16 protein-coding genes are annotated in these 17,423 nt (G+C 56.0%); 2 read left to right on the forward strand and 14 right to left on the reverse strand.

The genetic code is table 11. From position 1 onward, the window contains the following. Nucleotides 1–25: 25 nt before the first annotated feature. The 4 genes from GS12_RS01155 to GS12_RS01170 form a co-directional block, all read right to left on the reverse strand. A complete protein-coding gene (locus tag GS12_RS01155; RefSeq protein ID WP_034943218.1) occupies nucleotides 26–2,422 on the reverse strand; it encodes a phosphoketolase family protein in 2,397 nt (798 codons plus the stop codon). Nucleotides 2,423–2,528: 106 nt separating this feature from the next. Further along, complete coding sequence (mqo, locus tag GS12_RS01160) at nucleotides 2,529–4,142, reverse strand: malate dehydrogenase (quinone) (protein WP_034918490.1); 1,614 nt, start codon at nucleotides 4,140–4,142, stop codon at nucleotides 2,529–2,531. 222 nt (nucleotides 4,143–4,364) lie between these two features. Next, nucleotides 4,365–5,132 carry a triose-phosphate isomerase gene (tpiA, locus tag GS12_RS01165; RefSeq protein WP_034918492.1) on the reverse strand — a complete coding sequence of 256 codons (768 nt, stop codon included), beginning with the start codon at nucleotides 5,130–5,132 and terminating at the stop codon, nucleotides 4,365–4,367. Between the two features lie 120 nt (nucleotides 5,133–5,252). Beyond that, complete coding sequence (locus GS12_RS01170) at nucleotides 5,253–5,849, reverse strand: DUF1454 family protein (protein ID WP_034918494.1); 597 nt, start codon at nucleotides 5,847–5,849, stop codon at nucleotides 5,253–5,255. A 91-nt stretch (nucleotides 5,850–5,940) separates the two neighbouring features. Between GS12_RS01170 and GS12_RS01175 the strand changes: the two genes are divergently transcribed. Beyond that, nucleotides 5,941–6,378 (forward strand): DUF805 domain-containing protein, encoded by a 438-nt coding sequence (locus GS12_RS01175; protein ID WP_034943219.1) that lies wholly within the window; start codon nucleotides 5,941–5,943, stop codon nucleotides 6,376–6,378. Here the strand turns inward: GS12_RS01175 and fpr are convergent. The 4 genes from fpr to GS12_RS01195 all read right to left on the reverse strand — a co-directional run bounded on the left by fpr (nucleotide 6,369) and on the right by GS12_RS01195 (nucleotide 10,710). Further along, nucleotides 6,369–7,115 carry a ferredoxin--NADP(+) reductase gene (fpr, locus tag GS12_RS01180; protein ID WP_034943221.1) on the reverse strand — a complete coding sequence of 249 codons (747 nt, stop codon included), beginning with the start codon at nucleotides 7,113–7,115 and terminating at the stop codon, nucleotides 6,369–6,371. The two genes, GS12_RS01175 and fpr, sit on opposite strands and share 10 nt — an antisense overlap. Before the next feature lie 101 nt (nucleotides 7,116–7,216). Next, nucleotides 7,217–8,227, reverse strand: coding sequence for a class II fructose-bisphosphatase (gene glpX, locus GS12_RS01185; RefSeq protein ID WP_034943223.1), 1,011 nt, complete (start codon nucleotides 8,225–8,227; stop codon nucleotides 7,217–7,219). A 97-nt stretch (nucleotides 8,228–8,324) separates the two neighbouring features. After that, nucleotides 8,325–9,839 carry a glycerol kinase GlpK gene (gene glpK, locus GS12_RS01190; protein WP_034919590.1) on the reverse strand — a complete coding sequence of 505 codons (1,515 nt, stop codon included), beginning with the start codon at nucleotides 9,837–9,839 and terminating at the stop codon, nucleotides 8,325–8,327. A gap of 25 nt (nucleotides 9,840–9,864) precedes the next feature. After that, nucleotides 9,865–10,710, reverse strand: a complete 846-nt coding sequence (locus GS12_RS01195) for an MIP/aquaporin family protein (RefSeq protein ID WP_034918503.1) — start codon at nucleotides 10,708–10,710, stop codon at nucleotides 9,865–9,867. A gap of 428 nt (nucleotides 10,711–11,138) precedes the next feature. Here GS12_RS01195 and zapB point away from each other — a divergent pair, with 428 nt between their 5' ends. Then, nucleotides 11,139–11,378, forward strand: coding sequence for a cell division protein ZapB (gene zapB, locus GS12_RS01200; protein WP_034918504.1), 240 nt, complete (start codon nucleotides 11,139–11,141; stop codon nucleotides 11,376–11,378). 41 nt (nucleotides 11,379–11,419) lie between these two features. On the opposite strand, the gene rraA is transcribed toward zapB, so the two are convergent. From rraA to cytR, 6 genes are all read right to left on the reverse strand, one after another. After that, nucleotides 11,420–11,905 (reverse strand): ribonuclease E activity regulator RraA, encoded by a 486-nt coding sequence (gene rraA, locus GS12_RS01205; RefSeq protein ID WP_034918508.1) that lies wholly within the window; start codon nucleotides 11,903–11,905, stop codon nucleotides 11,420–11,422. Between the two features lie 106 nt (nucleotides 11,906–12,011). After that, nucleotides 12,012–12,941, reverse strand: coding sequence for a 1,4-dihydroxy-2-naphthoate polyprenyltransferase (locus GS12_RS01210; RefSeq protein WP_052118311.1), 930 nt, complete (start codon nucleotides 12,939–12,941; stop codon nucleotides 12,012–12,014). A 190-nt stretch (nucleotides 12,942–13,131) separates the two neighbouring features. Next, a complete protein-coding gene (gene hslU / locus GS12_RS01215; protein ID WP_034943225.1) occupies nucleotides 13,132–14,463 on the reverse strand; it encodes an HslU--HslV peptidase ATPase subunit in 1,332 nt (443 codons plus the stop codon). An 11-nt stretch (nucleotides 14,464–14,474) separates the two neighbouring features. Next, nucleotides 14,475–15,005: an ATP-dependent protease subunit HslV gene (gene hslV / locus GS12_RS01220; protein ID WP_034918513.1), complete on the reverse strand. Its 531-nt coding sequence runs from the start codon at nucleotides 15,003–15,005 to the stop codon at nucleotides 14,475–14,477. Nucleotides 15,006–15,092: 87 nt separating this feature from the next. Continuing rightward, nucleotides 15,093–16,070: a cell division protein FtsN gene (gene ftsN / locus GS12_RS01225; RefSeq protein WP_072016811.1), complete on the reverse strand. Its 978-nt coding sequence runs from the start codon at nucleotides 16,068–16,070 to the stop codon at nucleotides 15,093–15,095. 163 nt (nucleotides 16,071–16,233) lie between these two features. Next, entirely contained in the window at nucleotides 16,234–17,277 is a 1,044-nt protein-coding gene (gene cytR, locus GS12_RS01230) for a DNA-binding transcriptional regulator CytR (protein ID WP_072016813.1), read from the reverse strand. Nucleotides 17,278–17,423: the final 146 nt, after the last annotated feature.

Raw genomic sequence — 17,423 nt, forward strand, 5'->3', positions numbered from 1 at the left:
AGAGCGGCACATGGCCGCTCAGGCGTTATTCCGGCATGTTGCTGTTGTCCTGCTGCGATGGCCATTTCCAGTTTTGCACTTCAGGAATGTCTTCGCCGTGTTCGCGCACGTAAGCATGATGCGCGGCGAGTTTTTCCTGAAGGGCATCCAGCACGTCGCCGGCTTTTTCCTGAAGTCCCGGCACGCGCAGAATCGCCTCCTGCGCCAGGTGATAGCGATCCAGCTCGTTCAGTACCGTCATATCAAACGGCGTGGTGGTGGTGCCCTCTTCAATGAAGCCGCGGACATGGAAGTTACGGTGGTTAGTGCGCAGGTAACTGAGGCGATGTACCAGCGATGGATAGCCGTGAAAGGCGAAAATCACCGGCTTATCAGGGGTAAATATTGCATCGAACTCCGCCTCGCTCAGGCCGTGTGGATGCTGATCTTTCGTTTGTAATGCCAGCAGATCGACAACGTTAACCACGCGAACGCGCAGGTCGGGCAGGTACTGACGCAGCAGATCCACCGCTGCCATCGTCTCCATGGTCGGCACGTCGCCGGCGCAGGCCATGACGACCTCGGCAGGGTTGTCGGCCGTTTCATTCCCCGCCCATCGCCAGATGCCCATCCCTTTTTCACAGTGTTGGATCGCCGCCTCCATGGTCAGCCACTGCGGTTCCGGCTGTTTACCGGCGATGATCACGTTGATGCGGTTCCAGGTGTTCAGGCAGTGATCGCCCACCCACAACAGCGTATTGGCATCCGGCGGCAGGTAAATACGGACAATATCCGCTTTTTTATTGGCAACGTGATCGATAAAACCCGGGTCCTGATGGCTGTAGCCGTTGTGATCCTGTCGCCAGACGTGCGATGAGAGCAGATAGTTCAGGGAAGAGATGGGTTCACGCCACGGGAGCTTGCGCGAGACCTTCAGCCATTTCGCGTGCTGGTTGAACATTGAGTCGATGATATGAATAAACGCCTCGTAACAGTTAAACAGCCCGTGTCGGCCGGTTAACAGATAGCCTTCCAGCCAGCCCTGGCACTGGTGCTCGCTGAGGATCTCCATAACGCGTCCGTCCGCAGCCAGTTGCTCATCGTAAGGGCGGGTCTCTTCCATCCAGCGACGGCTGGTAACGTTAAAGACGTTGCTGAGACGGTTAGAGGCCGTTTCGTCCGGGCCGAACAGGCGGAAATTGTCCGGGTTGCTTTCAAAGATCGCGCTCAGGTAATCGGCCAGCACCGCCGTGGACTGCGCCTGGGTTTCGCCCGGTTGCGCAACGTTCACCGCGAACCGGCGAATATCCGGCGTTTCAAGCGGCTTACGTAATCGCCCGCCATTGGCGTACGGCGTGGCGCCCATGCGCTTTTCGCCCTGCGGTGCCAGCGCCTTAAGCTCAGGCCTCAGCCGGCCCGCCTCGTCAAACAGCTCCTCCGCCCGATAGCTTTGCAGCCATGATGCTAAAATCTGACGGTGTTCGTCGTTCTCGCGGCAGGCTGAAACCGGCACCTGATGAGCGCGCCAGAAGCCTTCCACTTTTTTACCCTCAACGGTTTTCGGGCCGGTCCAGCCTTTCGGGCTGCGCAGGATAATCATTGGCCAGCGTGGTACGCCCTGCGCCGCGTTTTCCCGTGCGGCGCGCTGAAAGTGTTGAATGCGATCAAAAGTGATATCCAGCGTATGGGCCATCTCCCGGTGCATTTTTTGCGGATCGTCACCGGTCACAAACAGCGGTTCGTAGCCGTAGCCCTCAAAAAGCTGTTTCAGTTCATCGTCGCTGGTGCGGCCGAGGATCGTCGGGCTGGCGATTTTGTAGCCGTTCAGATGCAAAATGGGTAATACGGCGCCGTCGCGAGCGGGGTTGAGGAATTTTATGCCGTGCCAGCTGGCGGCCAGCGGCCCGGTTTCGGCCTCGCCGTCGCCAATCACGCACGGCACAATCAAATCAGGATGATCAAAGGCCGCACCGAAGGCGTGAACCAGTGAGTAACCCAGCTCGCCGCCTTCGTGAATGGAACCCGGCGTTTCGGGCGCGGCGTGGCTCGGAATGCCGCCGGGAAACGAGAACTGCTTAAAGAGTTTTTTCATTCCTTCGGCATCGGCACCGATCGCTGGCCAGATTTCGCTGTAGGTGCCTTCTAGCCAGGTATTGGCAACCATGCCCGGCCCGCCGTGCCCTGGTCCGCAGATGTAGAGCAGGTTAAGGTCGCGCTCACAGATGATGCGATTCAGATGGGCGTAGATAAAATTCAGGCCCGGCGTGGTGCCCCAGTGACCAAGCAGGCGCGGTTTGATGTGCTCAGGGCGCAGCGGTTCGCGCAGCAGTGGGTTATCCATCAGGTAGATTTGCCCGACCGAAAGGTAATTTGCGGCGCGCCAGTAGCGATCGATCAATGACAGCGTTTGGTCGGAAACCGGTTTGGGCTGGGGCGTATGCATCAGTATCTTCCTCGTAACGGGTAAGATAAAAGCATAGACGCCAGGGCGGGTGGTAGCCGAAGGAATAAAAAAAGGGCGGATATATCCGCCCTTTCACTACGTTATGTTATTCATTCACGACGGCGGGTATTGAACCGTCGTCGTTGGCCGCCGCAAAAGGCGTGTAGTCCAACTGGAGAATGCGGCTGGTTTCAGACAGCTCTTTCTCGGTAGCCGCCGTGTTGCCGTCCAGTTTCTGACCGTAAGAGGGGATCATCGTTTTCAGTTTTGACTGCCACGCTGGCGTGTCGATTTTGTCCTTAAACACCTTTTTCATCAGATCCAGCATGATGGGCGCGGCGGTGGAGGCGCCCGGCGATGCGCCCAACAGGGCAGAGATGGTGCCATCCTGCGAGGTAACGACTTCGGTGCCCAGCTTCAGCACGCCGCCTTTGTCAGCATCTTTTTTGATGATCTGCACGCGCTGACCCGCTTTAACCAGACGCCATTCATCTTTCTTCGCGTTCGGGAAGTACTCTTTCAGCGCCTGATAGCGATCTTCATCGCTCAGCATCAGCTGGCCAATCAGGTATTTTACCAAATCGAAGTTATCCAGCCCCACATCTACCATCGGCATAAAGTTTGAGGTGGTGGTTGAATGGAACATATCCCATAGCGATCCGTGCATCAGGTATTTGGTGGAAAACGTGGCGAATGGCCCGAACAGCAGAACCTGCTTGCCGTCCAGCATGCGGGTATCCAGATGCGGCACCGACATGGGCGGCGCGCCGACCGAGGCTTTACCGTACACTTTCGCCAGGTGACGTTTTACCACCTCCTGGTTGTCGGTAACGAGGAACTCGCCGCCAACGGGAAAGCCCGCGTAGGCTTTGGCTTCCGGAATGCCGGTTTCCTGCAACAGCGTCAGCGCCGCGCCGCCCGCGCCGATAAAGACGTATCTGGCACGCACGGTCGTTTCTTTGTCGTTGTTCTTCAGATCGGCCACCTTCACGTTCCAGCTGCCGTCGTCGTTACGTTGAAAACCGCGCACTTCATTGTGCGTCTGCAACGTAAAGTTCGGATTTTTTTGCAGTGAAGCCACCAGTTGGCGGGTGATTTCGCCGAAGTTCACGTCGGTACCGATAGGAATGCGCGTCGCAGCCACCGGCTCTTTGCCATCACGCCCTTCCATGATCAGCGGCACCCACTTTTTGATCTGCGCCGGATCTTCTGAGTACTCCATACCGCGGAAAAGCGTGCTTTTTTGCAGCGCCTCGTAGCGTTTTTTCAGAAACTTAACGTTCTCATCGCCCCACACAAAGCTCATGTGCGGGACGCTGTTAATAAAGCTGTGCGGATTGGTCAGCACGCCCTGTTGCACCTGATGCGACCAGAACTGGCGGGAAATCTGAAACGATTCATTAATTTCAACCGCTTTCTGGATCTCGACCGTGCCGTCCTCTTTTTCCGGCGTGTAGTTCATTTCGGCCAGCGCGGAGTGTCCCGTTCCGGCGTTGTTCCAGCCGTTTGAGCTCTCTTCTGCCACGCCGTCAAGCCGCTCGACCATGCCGATCCGCCAGTCAGGCTCCAGCTCGTGCAGGTAAGTACCCAGCGTGGCGCTCATGACGCCGCCGCCAATCAGTAACACATCAACGTTTTTTGGTTCTTCATTTGCCATAGCCGCGCCCGTCAGGCCCAGGGCGCTGAAACAGGCGGTAAGCAGTAGTGCTAATTTTCGCATGAGGCGATATCTCCAACTCATAAGCCGGCCTGAAGCCGTTTTTTGTTACCAACGGTTTGATAAACCCTTAGTTTTAAAATGGTTTATTAAACAGTCAGTTAATGGGCGGGAAAGTGTACATTGTTACGGATACTTTAAAAAAATGTTTAAAGTTTAAAAACTATTGGAAGTAATCAGGGCGGGAAAAAGACCTGCTTCGCGAGCGCGAAGCAGGGAGGTGCATCAGGCGTTTTTGGCTTTCGCTGCGGCTTTAACGATCACGGCGAAGGCGTCGGCCTTCAGTGAGGCGCCGCCAACCAGCGCGCCATCGATGTCCGGCTGCGCGAACAGTTCAGCCGCATTTTTGTCGTTGACGGAACCACCGTACTGAATAATGACCTGCTCCGCCACGGCTGCGTCTTTCTTCGCTATGTGATCGCGAATGAATTTGTGAACGGCCTGAGCCTGCGCAGGCGTGGCAGATTTGCCGGTGCCGATCGCCCAGACGGGTTCGTAAGCAATAATTACGCCGTTGAACGCCCCGGCGCCCTGGCTGTTCAGTACCGCGTCGATCTGGCGCGCGCAAACTTCTTCGGTTTTACCCGCTTCGTTTTCCGCTTCGGTTTCACCGATGCACAGAACCGGGATCAGACCCGCGTCTTTCAGTACCGCGAATTTTTTCGCAATCAGCTCATCACTCTCTTTATGATAAGTACGGCGTTCTGAGTGACCGATAATGATGTATTTCGCGCCGATGTCTTTCAGCATCTCGGCGGAAACTTCGCCGGTGAAGGCGCCGGAAAGATTCACATCAACGTTTTGCGCGCCCAGCGCAATTTTGCTGCCCGACACGGCATGTTTTGCCTGGTCCAGATACATCACTGGCGGAGCGATGGCAACGTTGCAACCGTCAACGGTGCTCAGCTCATTTCGTAAACCGGCAATCAGCTCTTTGACCAGGGCTTTATTGCCGTTCAGTTTCCAGTTTCCCATGACTAATGGATGTCGCATCATATCCTCCACGCTTCGCGTGATACGGTTAAATTACGCTGCTTCAGCAACGGTGTCTGTCAGACAGTATAGAGATCTACGCAGTGAAAGGCTTTGCTTTTCGTCATTCTTTGCGACCGCTCAGTCGGTGGCCAGCGACAGTTTTATCGGCTCGATGGCAAAGGTCAGCCCTTTTTCACCGTTATCCGCAATGACGTAGCGCAGTGCGCCCTCTTTCTGTTCAAAGTAGCGCGAGCCTTTGCCGTTATTCAGCAGTTCGTCCAGCCGTTTAAGGCTTTGCGCTTCGTTGAGCGTGGGCTCAAAAAAACGCTCCAGAGCGGCCATATAGGCGCGCGCGCTGTCTCGTGCCGCTTTCTCTTCCGGGCCGGGCACCGGCAGCCAGGTAATCTGTAACGTCTTGATCTTGCCCGTGCCTTGCTCAAGCGCGGTAGACGCGTAGAGATTTTCATTGATCTTACTGGCGGCGCGGGTCAAATTGCTTTTGTCACCACGACCATCAATGGCGCGATACTCGGCAATCGGCAATTCAGGGTTCAACGCATTATACTTTTCGCGAAACTGGCCGATAGTCATATCAAAGGTGGGCGCGCCCGTCAGCAGGTAGGGCGCAGTCGGCATGTGTTCGGCGCGATCCTGCGGTGCGGGTTCTTCAGCCCTGAGCGACGCCGTCGCCAGCGTACTGCAAAGAAAGATGCCGGTGAAGATCGCTTTTTTCATGTTGTCCGCCTTAACCCGTATTTTCAGCACAAGATTAGACCGGACAATGACCAGCAAAGTCAAAGCCTGACGCTGTCCTGAGGGATAAAAAATGACCTTACAAGCGTGGTGTTTTTCCTGGCAAGGCAGAATCGGGCGACGTGACCTGTGGGTTTGGCTGGCGCTGTGGCTGATGCTGATGATTTTGCTGCTGGCCCTGGCGGATCGTGGCTGGCTCAGTAGGCAGACCGCCGCATTGTGCGTGGTCTGCCTGCTCTGGCCCAGCGGCGCGGTGGTGGTTAAACGGCTGCACGATCGCAATAAATCAGGCTGGTGGGGGCTGCTGTTGATCGCGGCGTGGATACTGCTGGCCGGAAACTGGGATACGCTCTCACCCGAATGGCATGTTGCGCTGGGGCGCTTTATTCCGCTGCTGATCCTGATAACCATGACGCTTGAGCTGGTTGTGTTTCCCGGTACCCGCGGAGAAAACCGCTTCGGCAAAGCGGCATGCGCCGTCAATTATCGACGGCGGCCCGACTACCAGTAGTGTTCGCTGGTGATGTGTCCCGGCTTGCGTTTAAGGTGTTTACGCATCGCCCGCGTTTCTTTCAGCATCTGCTGCGTGTCTCTCACCATCTGCGGATTACCGCAGAGCATGATGTGGCTGTCTGCGGCGTCCATTTTCAGGCCGACCGCCGCTTCCAGTTCGCCGCTCTCGATCAGCGCCGGCACGCGGCCGGTTAACGATCCGGCAATCTCTTCACGACTGACCACGGTCTGGATACGCAACTGTGCGCCGTAGCGTTGCTGAAGCTGCTGCATCAGCGGCAGGTAACTTAAGTCCTGCGCGTAGCGTGCAGCATGAAGCAGGACGATATTGTCAAAACGCTCCAGCCCTTTGCCTTCCTGCAATATAGAGAGATAAGGGCCGATGGCGGTGCCGGTTGCCAGCATCCACAGCGTTTTACAGTCGGGTATCTCATCAAGCACGAAAAAACCCGCCGCCTGCTTAGTGATCATCACCTGCTGGCCGGGTTGCAGCGCATGAAGGCGCGGGCTGAGCTTGCCTTCCGGCACGGTAACCAGATAAAACTCCAGCTTCTCGTCGCCCGGCGCATTTACGTAGGAGTAGGCACGTTGAACGCGTTCGCCGTCAATTTCCAGCGCCAGTTTGGCGAACTGACCGGCGATGAAAGGATCGACGGGTGCGGTCATGGTGATGCTGAACAGGCTGTCCGTCCAGTCGGTCACCTTTTCTATCCTGGCGTTGACCCATTCGGCCATAAACAACTCCTTAAACGGTGTAGCCTGGTTTTTCACTATTTTCGCTGCAATAACGCCCGTTTTCCAGTGCAGGCCGGGTTCGAAAGCTCAGATCGGCAAACTTACAGCAGGTAAGGGTGCAGCGCGGCGTCTTTGCGATCCAGATAGTGAACTGACTGAATGCGGCGGATGGTGCGCGATTTGCCACGGATCAGCAGCGTTTCGCTGGTGGCCAGATTTCCCTGACGCGTCACGCCTTTCAATAAATCGCCGCTGGTGATGCCGGTGGCGGCAAAAATAACGTTGTCGTTGCGCGCCATGTCGTCCAGCCGCAGTACGTTGTCGGTGTCGATGCCCATCGCGCGGCAGCGTTTCAGCTCTTCTTCGCCCAGTCTGCGGTTGTCCGGGGTGTCGCCTTTCACCTGATGACGCGGTAGCAGGCGGCCGTGCATATCACCATCCAACGCGCGGATCGCCGCCGCGGAAATCACCCCTTCCGGCGCGCCGCCAATGCCATACAGCACGTCGACTTCGCTGTCCGGCATGCAGGTAAGAATGGAGGCGGCAACGTCGCCGTCCGGGAAAGCGAAAATGCGCACGCCCAGGGCCTGCATCGCGGCAATCACCGCATCGTGTCGCGGTTTGGCAAGCAGGGTAACGGTCAGCTCGCTGAGCGGTTTATTCAGCGCACGCGCAACGTTGCGTAGGTTCTCCTCCAGCGGCAGCGCAAGGTCGATCGCTCCTTTTGCGCCGGGGCCGACGATCAGTTTCTCCATATACATATCGGGCGCGTTGAGAAAGGCACCTTTTTCGCCTACGGCCAGCACCGCCAGCGCGTTTGCCTGGCCCATTGCCGTCATGCGCGTGCCCTCAATCGGATCAACCGCGATATCCACCGCATCGCCTTCGCCGCTGCCGACTTTCTCGCCGATATAGAGCATCGGCGCCTCGTCGATTTCGCCTTCGCCAATCACGATTTCGCCGTCAATATTCACCTTATTCAGCATAATGCGCATGGCGTGGACGGCCGCGCCGTCGGCGGCGTTTTTGTCTCCGCGCCCCAGCCATTTATAGCCGGCCAGTGCAGCGGCTTCCGTTACGCGTGAAAATTCAATGGCAAGTTCTCGTTTCATGGTTTGCCTCAGGAAAGAGTGAGGCGGGGAGTTTATCACAGCGGGGAAAAGAGGGGTAAATGCCCGCGATCGTGGCGATCGCGGGCGCGACAAGGGATTACGAGTCGTCCTGATCTTCCCACGCCTGCGCGCGGGCAACGGCTTTGCGCCAGCCTTTATAGAGATAGTTACGCTCGGTGGTTTCAATGCCCGGACGGAACTCGCGCTCAATCACGGCTTTTGCACGTACTTCATCCAGATCCTTCCAGAAGCCAACGGCCAGGCCGGCCAGATAGGCGGAACCGAGCGCAGTGACTTCACGCACTTCCGGGCGCTCAACGCGCGCGCCAAGAATGTCGGACTGGAACTGCATCAGGAAGTCGTTGGCCACGGCGCCGCCGTCCACGCGCAGCGATTGCAGGCGCGTATTGGCGTCGTGCTGCATCGCTTCCAGCACGTCACGCGTCTGGTAAGCAATGGATTCCAGCGTGGCGCGAATGATGTGGTTGGCGTTGGCGCCGCGCGTCAGGCCGAACAGCGCGCCGCGTGCATACGGGTCCCAGTATGGTGCGCCAAGGCCGGTGAACGCTGGCACCATGTAAACGCCGTTGCTGTCTTTGACCTTCATTGCAAAGTATTCAGAGTCGGTTGAATCGCTAATCAGCTTCATTTCGTCGCGAAGCCACTGGATCGCCGCGCCACCGATAAATACCGCACCTTCCAGCGCATAGTTCACTTCGCCACGCGGACCGCAGGCGATAGTGGTCAACAGACCATGCGTGGAGGTCACCGCTTCGGTGCCGGTATTCATCAGCATAAAGCAGCCGGTGCCGTAGGTGTTTTTCGCCATACCGGGCTGGACGCACAGCTGACCGTAAAGCGCCGCCTGCTGGTCACCTGCAATGCCCGCGATAGGAATACGCGTACCGCCTTTACCACCGATGTTGGTCTGGCCGTAAACTTCCGATGACGATTTCACTTCTGGCAACATTTCACGCGGAATATCCAGGATATCCAGCATGCGCTGATCCCATTCCAGTTTGTGAATGTTAAACATCATGGTGCGCGAGGCGTTGGTGTAATCGGTGATATGCACCCGTCCCTGCGTCATTTTCCATACCAGCCAAGAGTCGACGTTACCGAACAGCAGCTCGCCGCGTTTTGCGCGTTCGCGCGAACCTTCAACGTGGTCAAGGATCCACTTCACCTTGGTACCGGAGAAGTAAGGGTTGATGACCAGACCGGTGGTATGCTGGATATACTCTTCCAGCCCCTCTTTTTTCAGTTTGGCGCAGTAATCAGCGGTGCGCGGATCCTGCCAGACGATGGCGTTATAAATCGGTTTTCCGGTCTCTTTATCCCAAACGATGGCCGTTTCGCGCTGGTTAGTAATACCAATCGCGGCGATCTCATCGGAGCGGATGTCCGCATGGGCCAACACTTCCACCAGCGTGGAGCTCTGCGAAGCCCAGATATCCATCGGGTCATGCTCAACCCAGCCGGGCTTAGGATAGATTTGCTGAAATTCGCGCTGCGAAACGGCCACAATGTTGGAATCGTGGTCGAGAATTACCGCGCGGGAGCTGGTTGTGCCCTGATCGAGCGCGACAATGTATTTTTTTTCTGTGTTCATAGTCAGTTCCTGATGGTCAAAAGGTTTACGCTTTACGCTGTTCAGCACGCGTTATCGTCTTCTTTTCTTCTGCTACCACTACCTTACCCGGCAGATTGCGCGCGATCAGAGAACGGTAACCAACGGCACCGACAATAGCGCCTACAATCGGGCCAAAAATGGGCACGAGGAAGTAAGGAATATCGCGTCCACCGGTAAAAGCAACGTTACCCCAGCCTGCCAGCCACGCAAATAGCTTAGGTCCGAAATCACGTGCCGGGTTGAGAGCAAAGCCGGTCAGCGGGCCCATTGCACCGCCAATCACCGCAATCAGCAGGCCGATCAGCAGCGGAGCCATCGGGCCGCGCGGCAGGCCGTTGCCGTCGTCGGTCAGCGCCATGATCAGTCCCATCATCACGGCGGTGATCACCGCTTCAACGAGGAATGCCTGACCGACGCTGATATGTGGGTTCGGATAGGTTGAGAAGATACCGGCAAGTTCAAGGCTGGCGACGCTGCCGCGTACCATTTGATGCGTCTGCTCATAATCGTAGAACAGGTTGTAGTAGAGGCCATAAACCAGCGCGGCGGAGCAGAAGGCCCCCGCGATCTGGGCGATGATATAAGGCACAACTTTGCGGCGCTCAAAATTGGCGAACAAAGTCAGCGCGATTGTCACTGCCGGGTTAAGATGCGCACCGGAGACGGCGGCGCTCAGGTAGATCGCCATGGCAACGGCGATACCCCAGATGATGCTGATTTCCCATAATCCCAGCACCGCACCGGCCACTTTGGCGGCCGCCACGCAGCCAGCACCAAAGAAGATGATGGTGGCGACGCCGAGAAACTCGGCGATACATTGCCCTTTTAGTGTGCTTGTTGAATGACTCATAATGGCGTTTCCTGAAGGCGAGGTTAAATGTTATACGGCACTTTTTATTGTCGATGACTGTGTTGCCCTAATCTAATGTAGGACTGATGTAAATTTATCGTTAACGAGCATAAACGAGAAATAGCGAAATTAAAAGTTGTGCTCTGCGTCATAAAAATGAGCGTTTTCGCGTGTTTTGGCTTTCATTAAACCGCGTTTCCGCGCGATGAACTGCGTAGAATTTCGCAATTTGTTAACTATAGCCTTACTTCTGCCGTGGATAATGTTAAAGAATCCAGGAGGAGGATGAAAATTGTTACAGACTACGCCGCAGGCGGCTTCGCTGCTGGACTTGATGGTCGCGTCTACTTACAATCGGAACATCGTTGTTATCTGCACTACTGCGGCTGGCAGCATCAACGCCTTGCGTTTAGGAGAGGTCATTTACCATGTCATTTGAAGTGTTTGAAAAACTGGAAGCGAAAGTACAGCAGGCGATTGATACCATCACCCTGTTGCAGATGGAAATTGAAGAGCTGAAAGAGCAGAACAACAATCTGAATCACCAGATTCATGAGGCTTCAGGTAACAGCGAATCGCTGGTGCGTGAAAATCAGCAGCTGAAAGAAGAGCAGCACGTATGGCAGGAGCGTTTACGCGCGCTGTTAGGTAAAATGGAAGAAGTGTGAATTTGGCCGCTTTATGAAGGGTGCGTTAAGCACCCTTTTTGTTATTCGATATCGAGGGGATCTTCAGAAAGGATAATGCCGGTGTTGTCAGCATAGAGATGATCGCCGGAGAAGAAGGTCACGCCGCCGAAATTCACTCGCACGTCGCTTTCACCAATGCCTTCTCCAGCCGCGCCAACCGGAATGGCCGCGATAGCCTGAATACCAATATCCAACTCTTCCAGGTCATCCACCTGGCGTACAGAGCCGTAAACCACTATTCCTTCCCACTCGTTTTGCAGTGCCAGACGCGCCAGAGCGGCATCCACCAGCGCACGTCGCACCGAGCCGCCGCCGTCAACCAGCAGGACGCGACCACGGCCGTTTTCCTCCAGCAAATCAAAGAGTAGCCCGTTGTCTTCGAAACATTTAACCGTCACGATTTGTCCGCCAAACGAGGTGCGTCCGCCGAAGTTGGAGAAAAGCGGTTCAACGACGTTCACATCTTCATGATAGATGTCGCAGAGCTCAGAAGTGTCATATTTCATAAGGGTTTCATCTGTTTGCCACAGGGAAGGTAAGTATATCGCTTTACCCGGGAGATTGGCAAAATCATCAATGGGTTAAAGTTGCGATGGGTCAAGCACATCACAACTAATTGAGCAGCAGGCCGAATGAAAACAGCACGTTGACCAGCAGCGCGGTCTTTACGGTTTTTTCCAGCATCGGCCGCATTGCCAGCGCGGTGCGTTGCTGCATAACAAAACGCGCCTGACGGAAAAGAAGAGGAGCGGCAATCAGATAAAGCCACCCGGCGCCCGCCTGCGTGGTTAGCAGCGTAAACAGGATGAAGCATAACAACGAACCTGCCAGCAGCAATGCATGATAGCGCCGTGCGTTGACTGGCCCCAGCCGTACCGCCAGCGTAAATTTTCCCTGGTTACGGTCGCTGTCGATGTCGCGCATGTTGTTAACGTTCAGCACCGCAACGGCAAGCAGGCCGCAGGCGGTGGCGGGCAGAAACAGCACGCCGTCAATGTTGTGCACCTGAAGGTAGTAGCTGCCCAGTACGCCCAGCCAGCCAAAGAAAATCAGCACGGAAAGATCGCCCAGTCCCAGATAGCCATACGGTTTTTTGCCGACCGTATAGGCAATAGCAGCAACAATCGCCAGCGCGCCGAGCGCAATAAATCCCAGCATGTCATGCAGCGACTGGCAGGACGTCGCCACCAGCGTCACGCCTGCGCCAATGGTCAGCAGAACGGTTAAAATCAGCGCGCGTCGCATCTGCCGCTCGCCGATGAGTCCTTTTTGCATGCCGCGCAGCGGGCCAATACGATCAGGCGTGTCGCTGCCTTTAACGGCATCGCCATAGTCGTTCGCCAGGTTGGACAGGATTTGCAGCAGTGCGGTGGTCAGAAGAGCAAGGCCGGCAATGGCAGGATCGAAATGTCCCTGCCACCAGGCCAGCGCCGAACCGGTAATGACCGATGCGCACGCCAGCGGCAGCGTTCGCAGACGAAGACTTTCCAGCCAGGCGCGTGAAGCGCCGTGAGCTGAGACAAACTGAACATTTTCCGTCATGGTGAAGGGCCTTTGCTGGAGACAACCGAAGGAGAGTCACAGCAGTCTATCGCCGACGAATGGGTTAAAAATTAATCCGCATCAAGAATGGTGATGCTCTTGACGACTTTTGGCATATTTATAACCATTCGCGCCCACTCTGAACGTGAAAAGGGGAGCCGACGCTCCCCTTTTTATCAGCCCGCAGGTGTTACAGAATAAAGCGGCTGAGATCTTCATCTGCCACCAGCTCATCCAGATGCTGGCTGACGTAGTCCGCATCAATGGTAATTGACTGGCCGTTGCGATCGCTTGCGTCATAGGAGATCTCTTCCATCAGACGCTCCAGCACGGTATGCAGACGACGCGCGCCGATGTTTTCAGCCGTCTCATTGACCTGCCAGGCGGCGGCGGCAATGCGCTGGATGGCGTCATCGGTGAAGTGAATATCCACACCTTCAGTCTTCATCAGTGCTTTGTACTGCACGGTAACGGAGGCGTTCGGTTCGGTCAGAATACGCTCGAAGTCTTCCGTGGTCAGAGCCTGAAGCTCAACGCGGATCGGCAGACGGCCCTGTAACTCAGGGATCAGATCGGACGGGCTGGCGACCTGAAACGCGCCGGACGCGATAAACAGGATATGATCTGTTTTCACCATGCCGTGCTTGGTGGACACGGTACAACCTTCCACCAGCGGCAGCAGATCGCGCTGGACGCCCTCGCGGGACACATCCGGGCCGGAGCTTTCGCCCCGTTTACACACTTTATCGATCTCATCGATAAATACGATGCCGTGTTGTTCAACCGCGTCAATCGCTTCCTGCTTCAGCTCTTCCGGGTTGACCAGTTTGGCGGCTTCTTCTTCAATCAGCAGCTTCATGGCCTCTTTGATTTTCAGCTTGCGCGGCTTCTGCTTCTGGCCGCCCAGGTTCTGAAACATGGACTGAAGCTGGCTGGTCATCTCTTCCATGCCCGGCGGCGCCATGATCTCAACGCCCATCGGCGAGGCCGCCAGATTGATCTCAATTTCTTTGTCGTCAAGCTCGCCCTCGCGCAGCTTTTTGCGGAAAGACTGGCGTGCGGCGGACGGTTCGGCGTTGGTTTCAGCCTGTCCCCAGTTATTTTTAGCCGGTGGGATCAGCGCATCAAGGATGCGCTCTTCCGCCGTCTCTTCCGCGCGGTAGCGATTTTTCTCAATCGCCTGCGAACGCACCATTTTTATCGCAGAATCGGTCAGATCGCGAATGATGGAATCAACCTCCTTCCCGACGTAACCCACTTCGGTAAACTTGGTCGCTTCAACTTTGATAAACGGCGCGTTCGCCAGTTTGGCGAGACGACGTGCGATTTCAGTTTTACCCACGCCGGTCGGGCCGATCATCAAAATGTTTTTTGGCGTGACTTCGGTACGCAGCTCTTCATCAAGTTGCATGCGGCGCCAGCGGTTACGCAGAGCAATAGCAACGGCGCGTTTGGCGCCGTCCTGGCCGATAATAAATCTGTTCAGTTCGCTGACGATCTCGCGCGGAGTCATTTCAGACATAATCAGGATCCTTACGCTTTAGACGGTAATTCTTCAATGGTGAGATTGCTGTTGGTGTAAATGCAGATATCGCCTGCAATACCCAACGCTTTTTCCGCGATATCGCGCGCGCCAAGCTCGGTATTCTCCAGCAGAGCACGGGCGGCTGCCTGTGCGTAAGGACCACCGGAACCAATGGCAATCAGATCGTTTTCAGGTTGGATAACGTCACCGTTGCCGGTAATGATCAGCGAGGCGTTTTCATCAGCTACGGCCAGCAGCGCTTCAAGCTTGCGCAGCATCCGGTCGGTGCGCCAGTCCTTCGCCAGCTCAACGGCTGCCTTCACCAGATGTCCCTGATGCATTTCCAGCTTGCGTTCAAACAGTTCAAACAGCGTGAAGGCGTCCGCGGTACCGCCAGCAAAACCAGCAATGACCTTATCGTTATAGAGACGACGCACTTTTTTGACGTTGCCTTTCATTACGGTATTGCCAAGCGTCGCCTGGCCATCACCGCCAATGACCACCTGTCCGTTGCGTCGCACACTTACAATTGTTGTCACGGGCAAACCTCTCGTTGCATAAATAAAATAGCCTCGCCCGTAAGCGAGGCAGCAATGCAACAAGATATGGGGCAGGTTCGAAGGGTTTCAACCCCCGATGGAAAGAGGAATACAATTTGTATGGCCGGAGCCGCGCAGCTTCTTCAACGTGCTGTCTGCGCTGGCGCGTCCGTTGTACGGGCCAATCACCACGCGATTCCAGCCGCCGCCGCTGGTGATCCGGCTCTCAAACCCTTCGAAGGCCAGCTGAGCGCGGATCGATTCGGCCTGATCGGTGCCTTTAAAGGAGCCGCACTGTACCATCCAGCGCTGCGCTGTTTCCTTTTCAACGTCCTTCGGCTTGCTTTCTGCTTTTGGCTGCGGCTCGGCGGCGGCCTGCGCAGGTGCCTGGCGAACCGGCTCGCGCGTCACAGGAGCGGCGGGGCGAGGCTGCGTTTTTACGGGATGCTGCGTCTGCACGGGCTGCTGCTGTTGCATTCGCGACTGCTGCTGGAGCTGAGTTTGCTGTTGCTGCTGCATCCGCGACTGCTGCTGAAGCTGAGTTTGCTGCTGCTGCTGCATCCGCGACTGCTGCTGAAGCTGAGTTTGCTGCTGCTGACGCTGAAGCGTTTGCTGACGCTGAGCAGGCGTCTGTTCATTCCATGGCACTTCATTCAACTGGGTAGGCTGCTGACGCATGTCCGCCTGCATTTGCTCAAGCAGCTGCCGTTGCTCGTCGGTAAGCTGCGTTTGCGAATGCACCTCGCCACCCGCCGACGGTTCCGTTGGCGTAGGAACGGTAATCTGACGATTTTCAAGTTCTTTAATATAGCGCCAGCGCTCTTCAGGCTTCGGCGGCAGGCCGTTGCCCACCGCTTTATGATCGGGAATGACCGGCGTTTCTTCTTTTTTATGATGTGCGATAAACCACAGGCCGCCAACGAAGGTGACGAGGACTGCGACGGCGAGAACCACCATAATTTTCGATACGCCTGAACCACCGCTACGCTTTTTACTGCGACTGTTGGTCTTCTTGCGACGCGTCCCTGTCGAACGCCCGCGGCCTACGTAATCTTTTTGTGCCACTATCGTTCCGCTAATAATCAATAAAAAAGGAGAGGGCGGGCAACATTGCCGCTGGAGTACCCAGCTTTTAGCCCGCCATGTTACTCAAGGGCCGGAACTTTGACCAGCGGGAATGGCGGTAAGAATCTCCTGATTCTTGAAATTTACCGCCAGAGGCACCGGTTTAACGCGCGTTTTCATCCCGTAGGGAAGGGGCCGTGCTACCGCGAATTTTGAGCTCGAAATCCAGCAGCCTGGAGCCGCTGTTGACGGTTTTTCCCTGAAGCTGCTCAAGCAGCAGGTTCATCGCTTCGCGGCCGATCTCAAAACGCGGCTGCGAAACGGTGGTGAGCTGCGGGTCACTGTAGCGGGAAAGCTCAATATCATCAAAGCCAATCAGCGAGATATCCTGCGGGATGCGCAGCCCCATGATCTTCGCTTCAGACATCGCGCCCAGCGCCATGATATCGCTGTGGCAAAAGAGCGCATCCGGCGGCTCCGGCAGCGCCATCAGGTACTGCATGGCCCGGCTGCCCGCGTCAAAGGTGAAATCACCGCGTACAATATAGTGCGGGTCCACTGCGATACCACTGCGTCTGAGTGCCTGAATATAGCCTTGAAGGCGATACTGGCAAAGCGGCATATCCTGCGGCCCGGCAATACAGGCAATGCGGCTGTGGCCCAGCCTCAGCAGGTGATTGACCGCCTCGAAGGCCGCGGTCAGATTGTCGATATGCACCGTGGGAAGATCCAGCTCTGGCGCAAATTCGTTCGCCATCACCATTGGCAGCAGCGCGCGCTGCTCTTCATTAGTACTGTCAAACGGCACCTGCGAACCCAGCAGCACCATACCGTCGATTTGACGCGTAAGCATCAGGTCGAGAAACGATCTCTCCTGCTGATTCTGATGCGCGCAGTCGCCCAACAGCACCAGGTAGCCTACGGCTGCGGCCACCGATTCCACGCCGCGGATCATTTCGCTGAAAAAGGGATCGCAAATATCAGGAACGATAACCAGGATGGTGCGTGATTCGCTGCGCTTGCTGTTGCGCGCCAGCGTATGAGGCGAGTAACCCACGGCGGTCACGGCGTCTTCAACTTTCTGACGCGTGACGGCGGAGACTTTTTCAGGACTCATCAGGGCACGCGAAACGGTGGCTGTCGATACGCCCGCCTTTTCCGCCACGTCCTTCATGGTCGCGCCCGTTGCCTCTCGATGATGCACCAACGTTTTATCCTCCTCTCTCCGCCGCGTGTAAACGATCGCTCTGATAAATGAAGCGCACTTACGCGTCCCTGTTTCGATCTCCATCACATTTTTATCAGATGTGGCGGGCCGTCGTTACTTAATTTGCATAAAAAATGTGACTTAAG

This window comes from Erwinia oleae, assembly GCF_000770305.1.
In the GTDB taxonomy this organism is placed as follows: domain Bacteria; phylum Pseudomonadota; class Gammaproteobacteria; order Enterobacterales; family Enterobacteriaceae; genus Erwinia; species Erwinia oleae.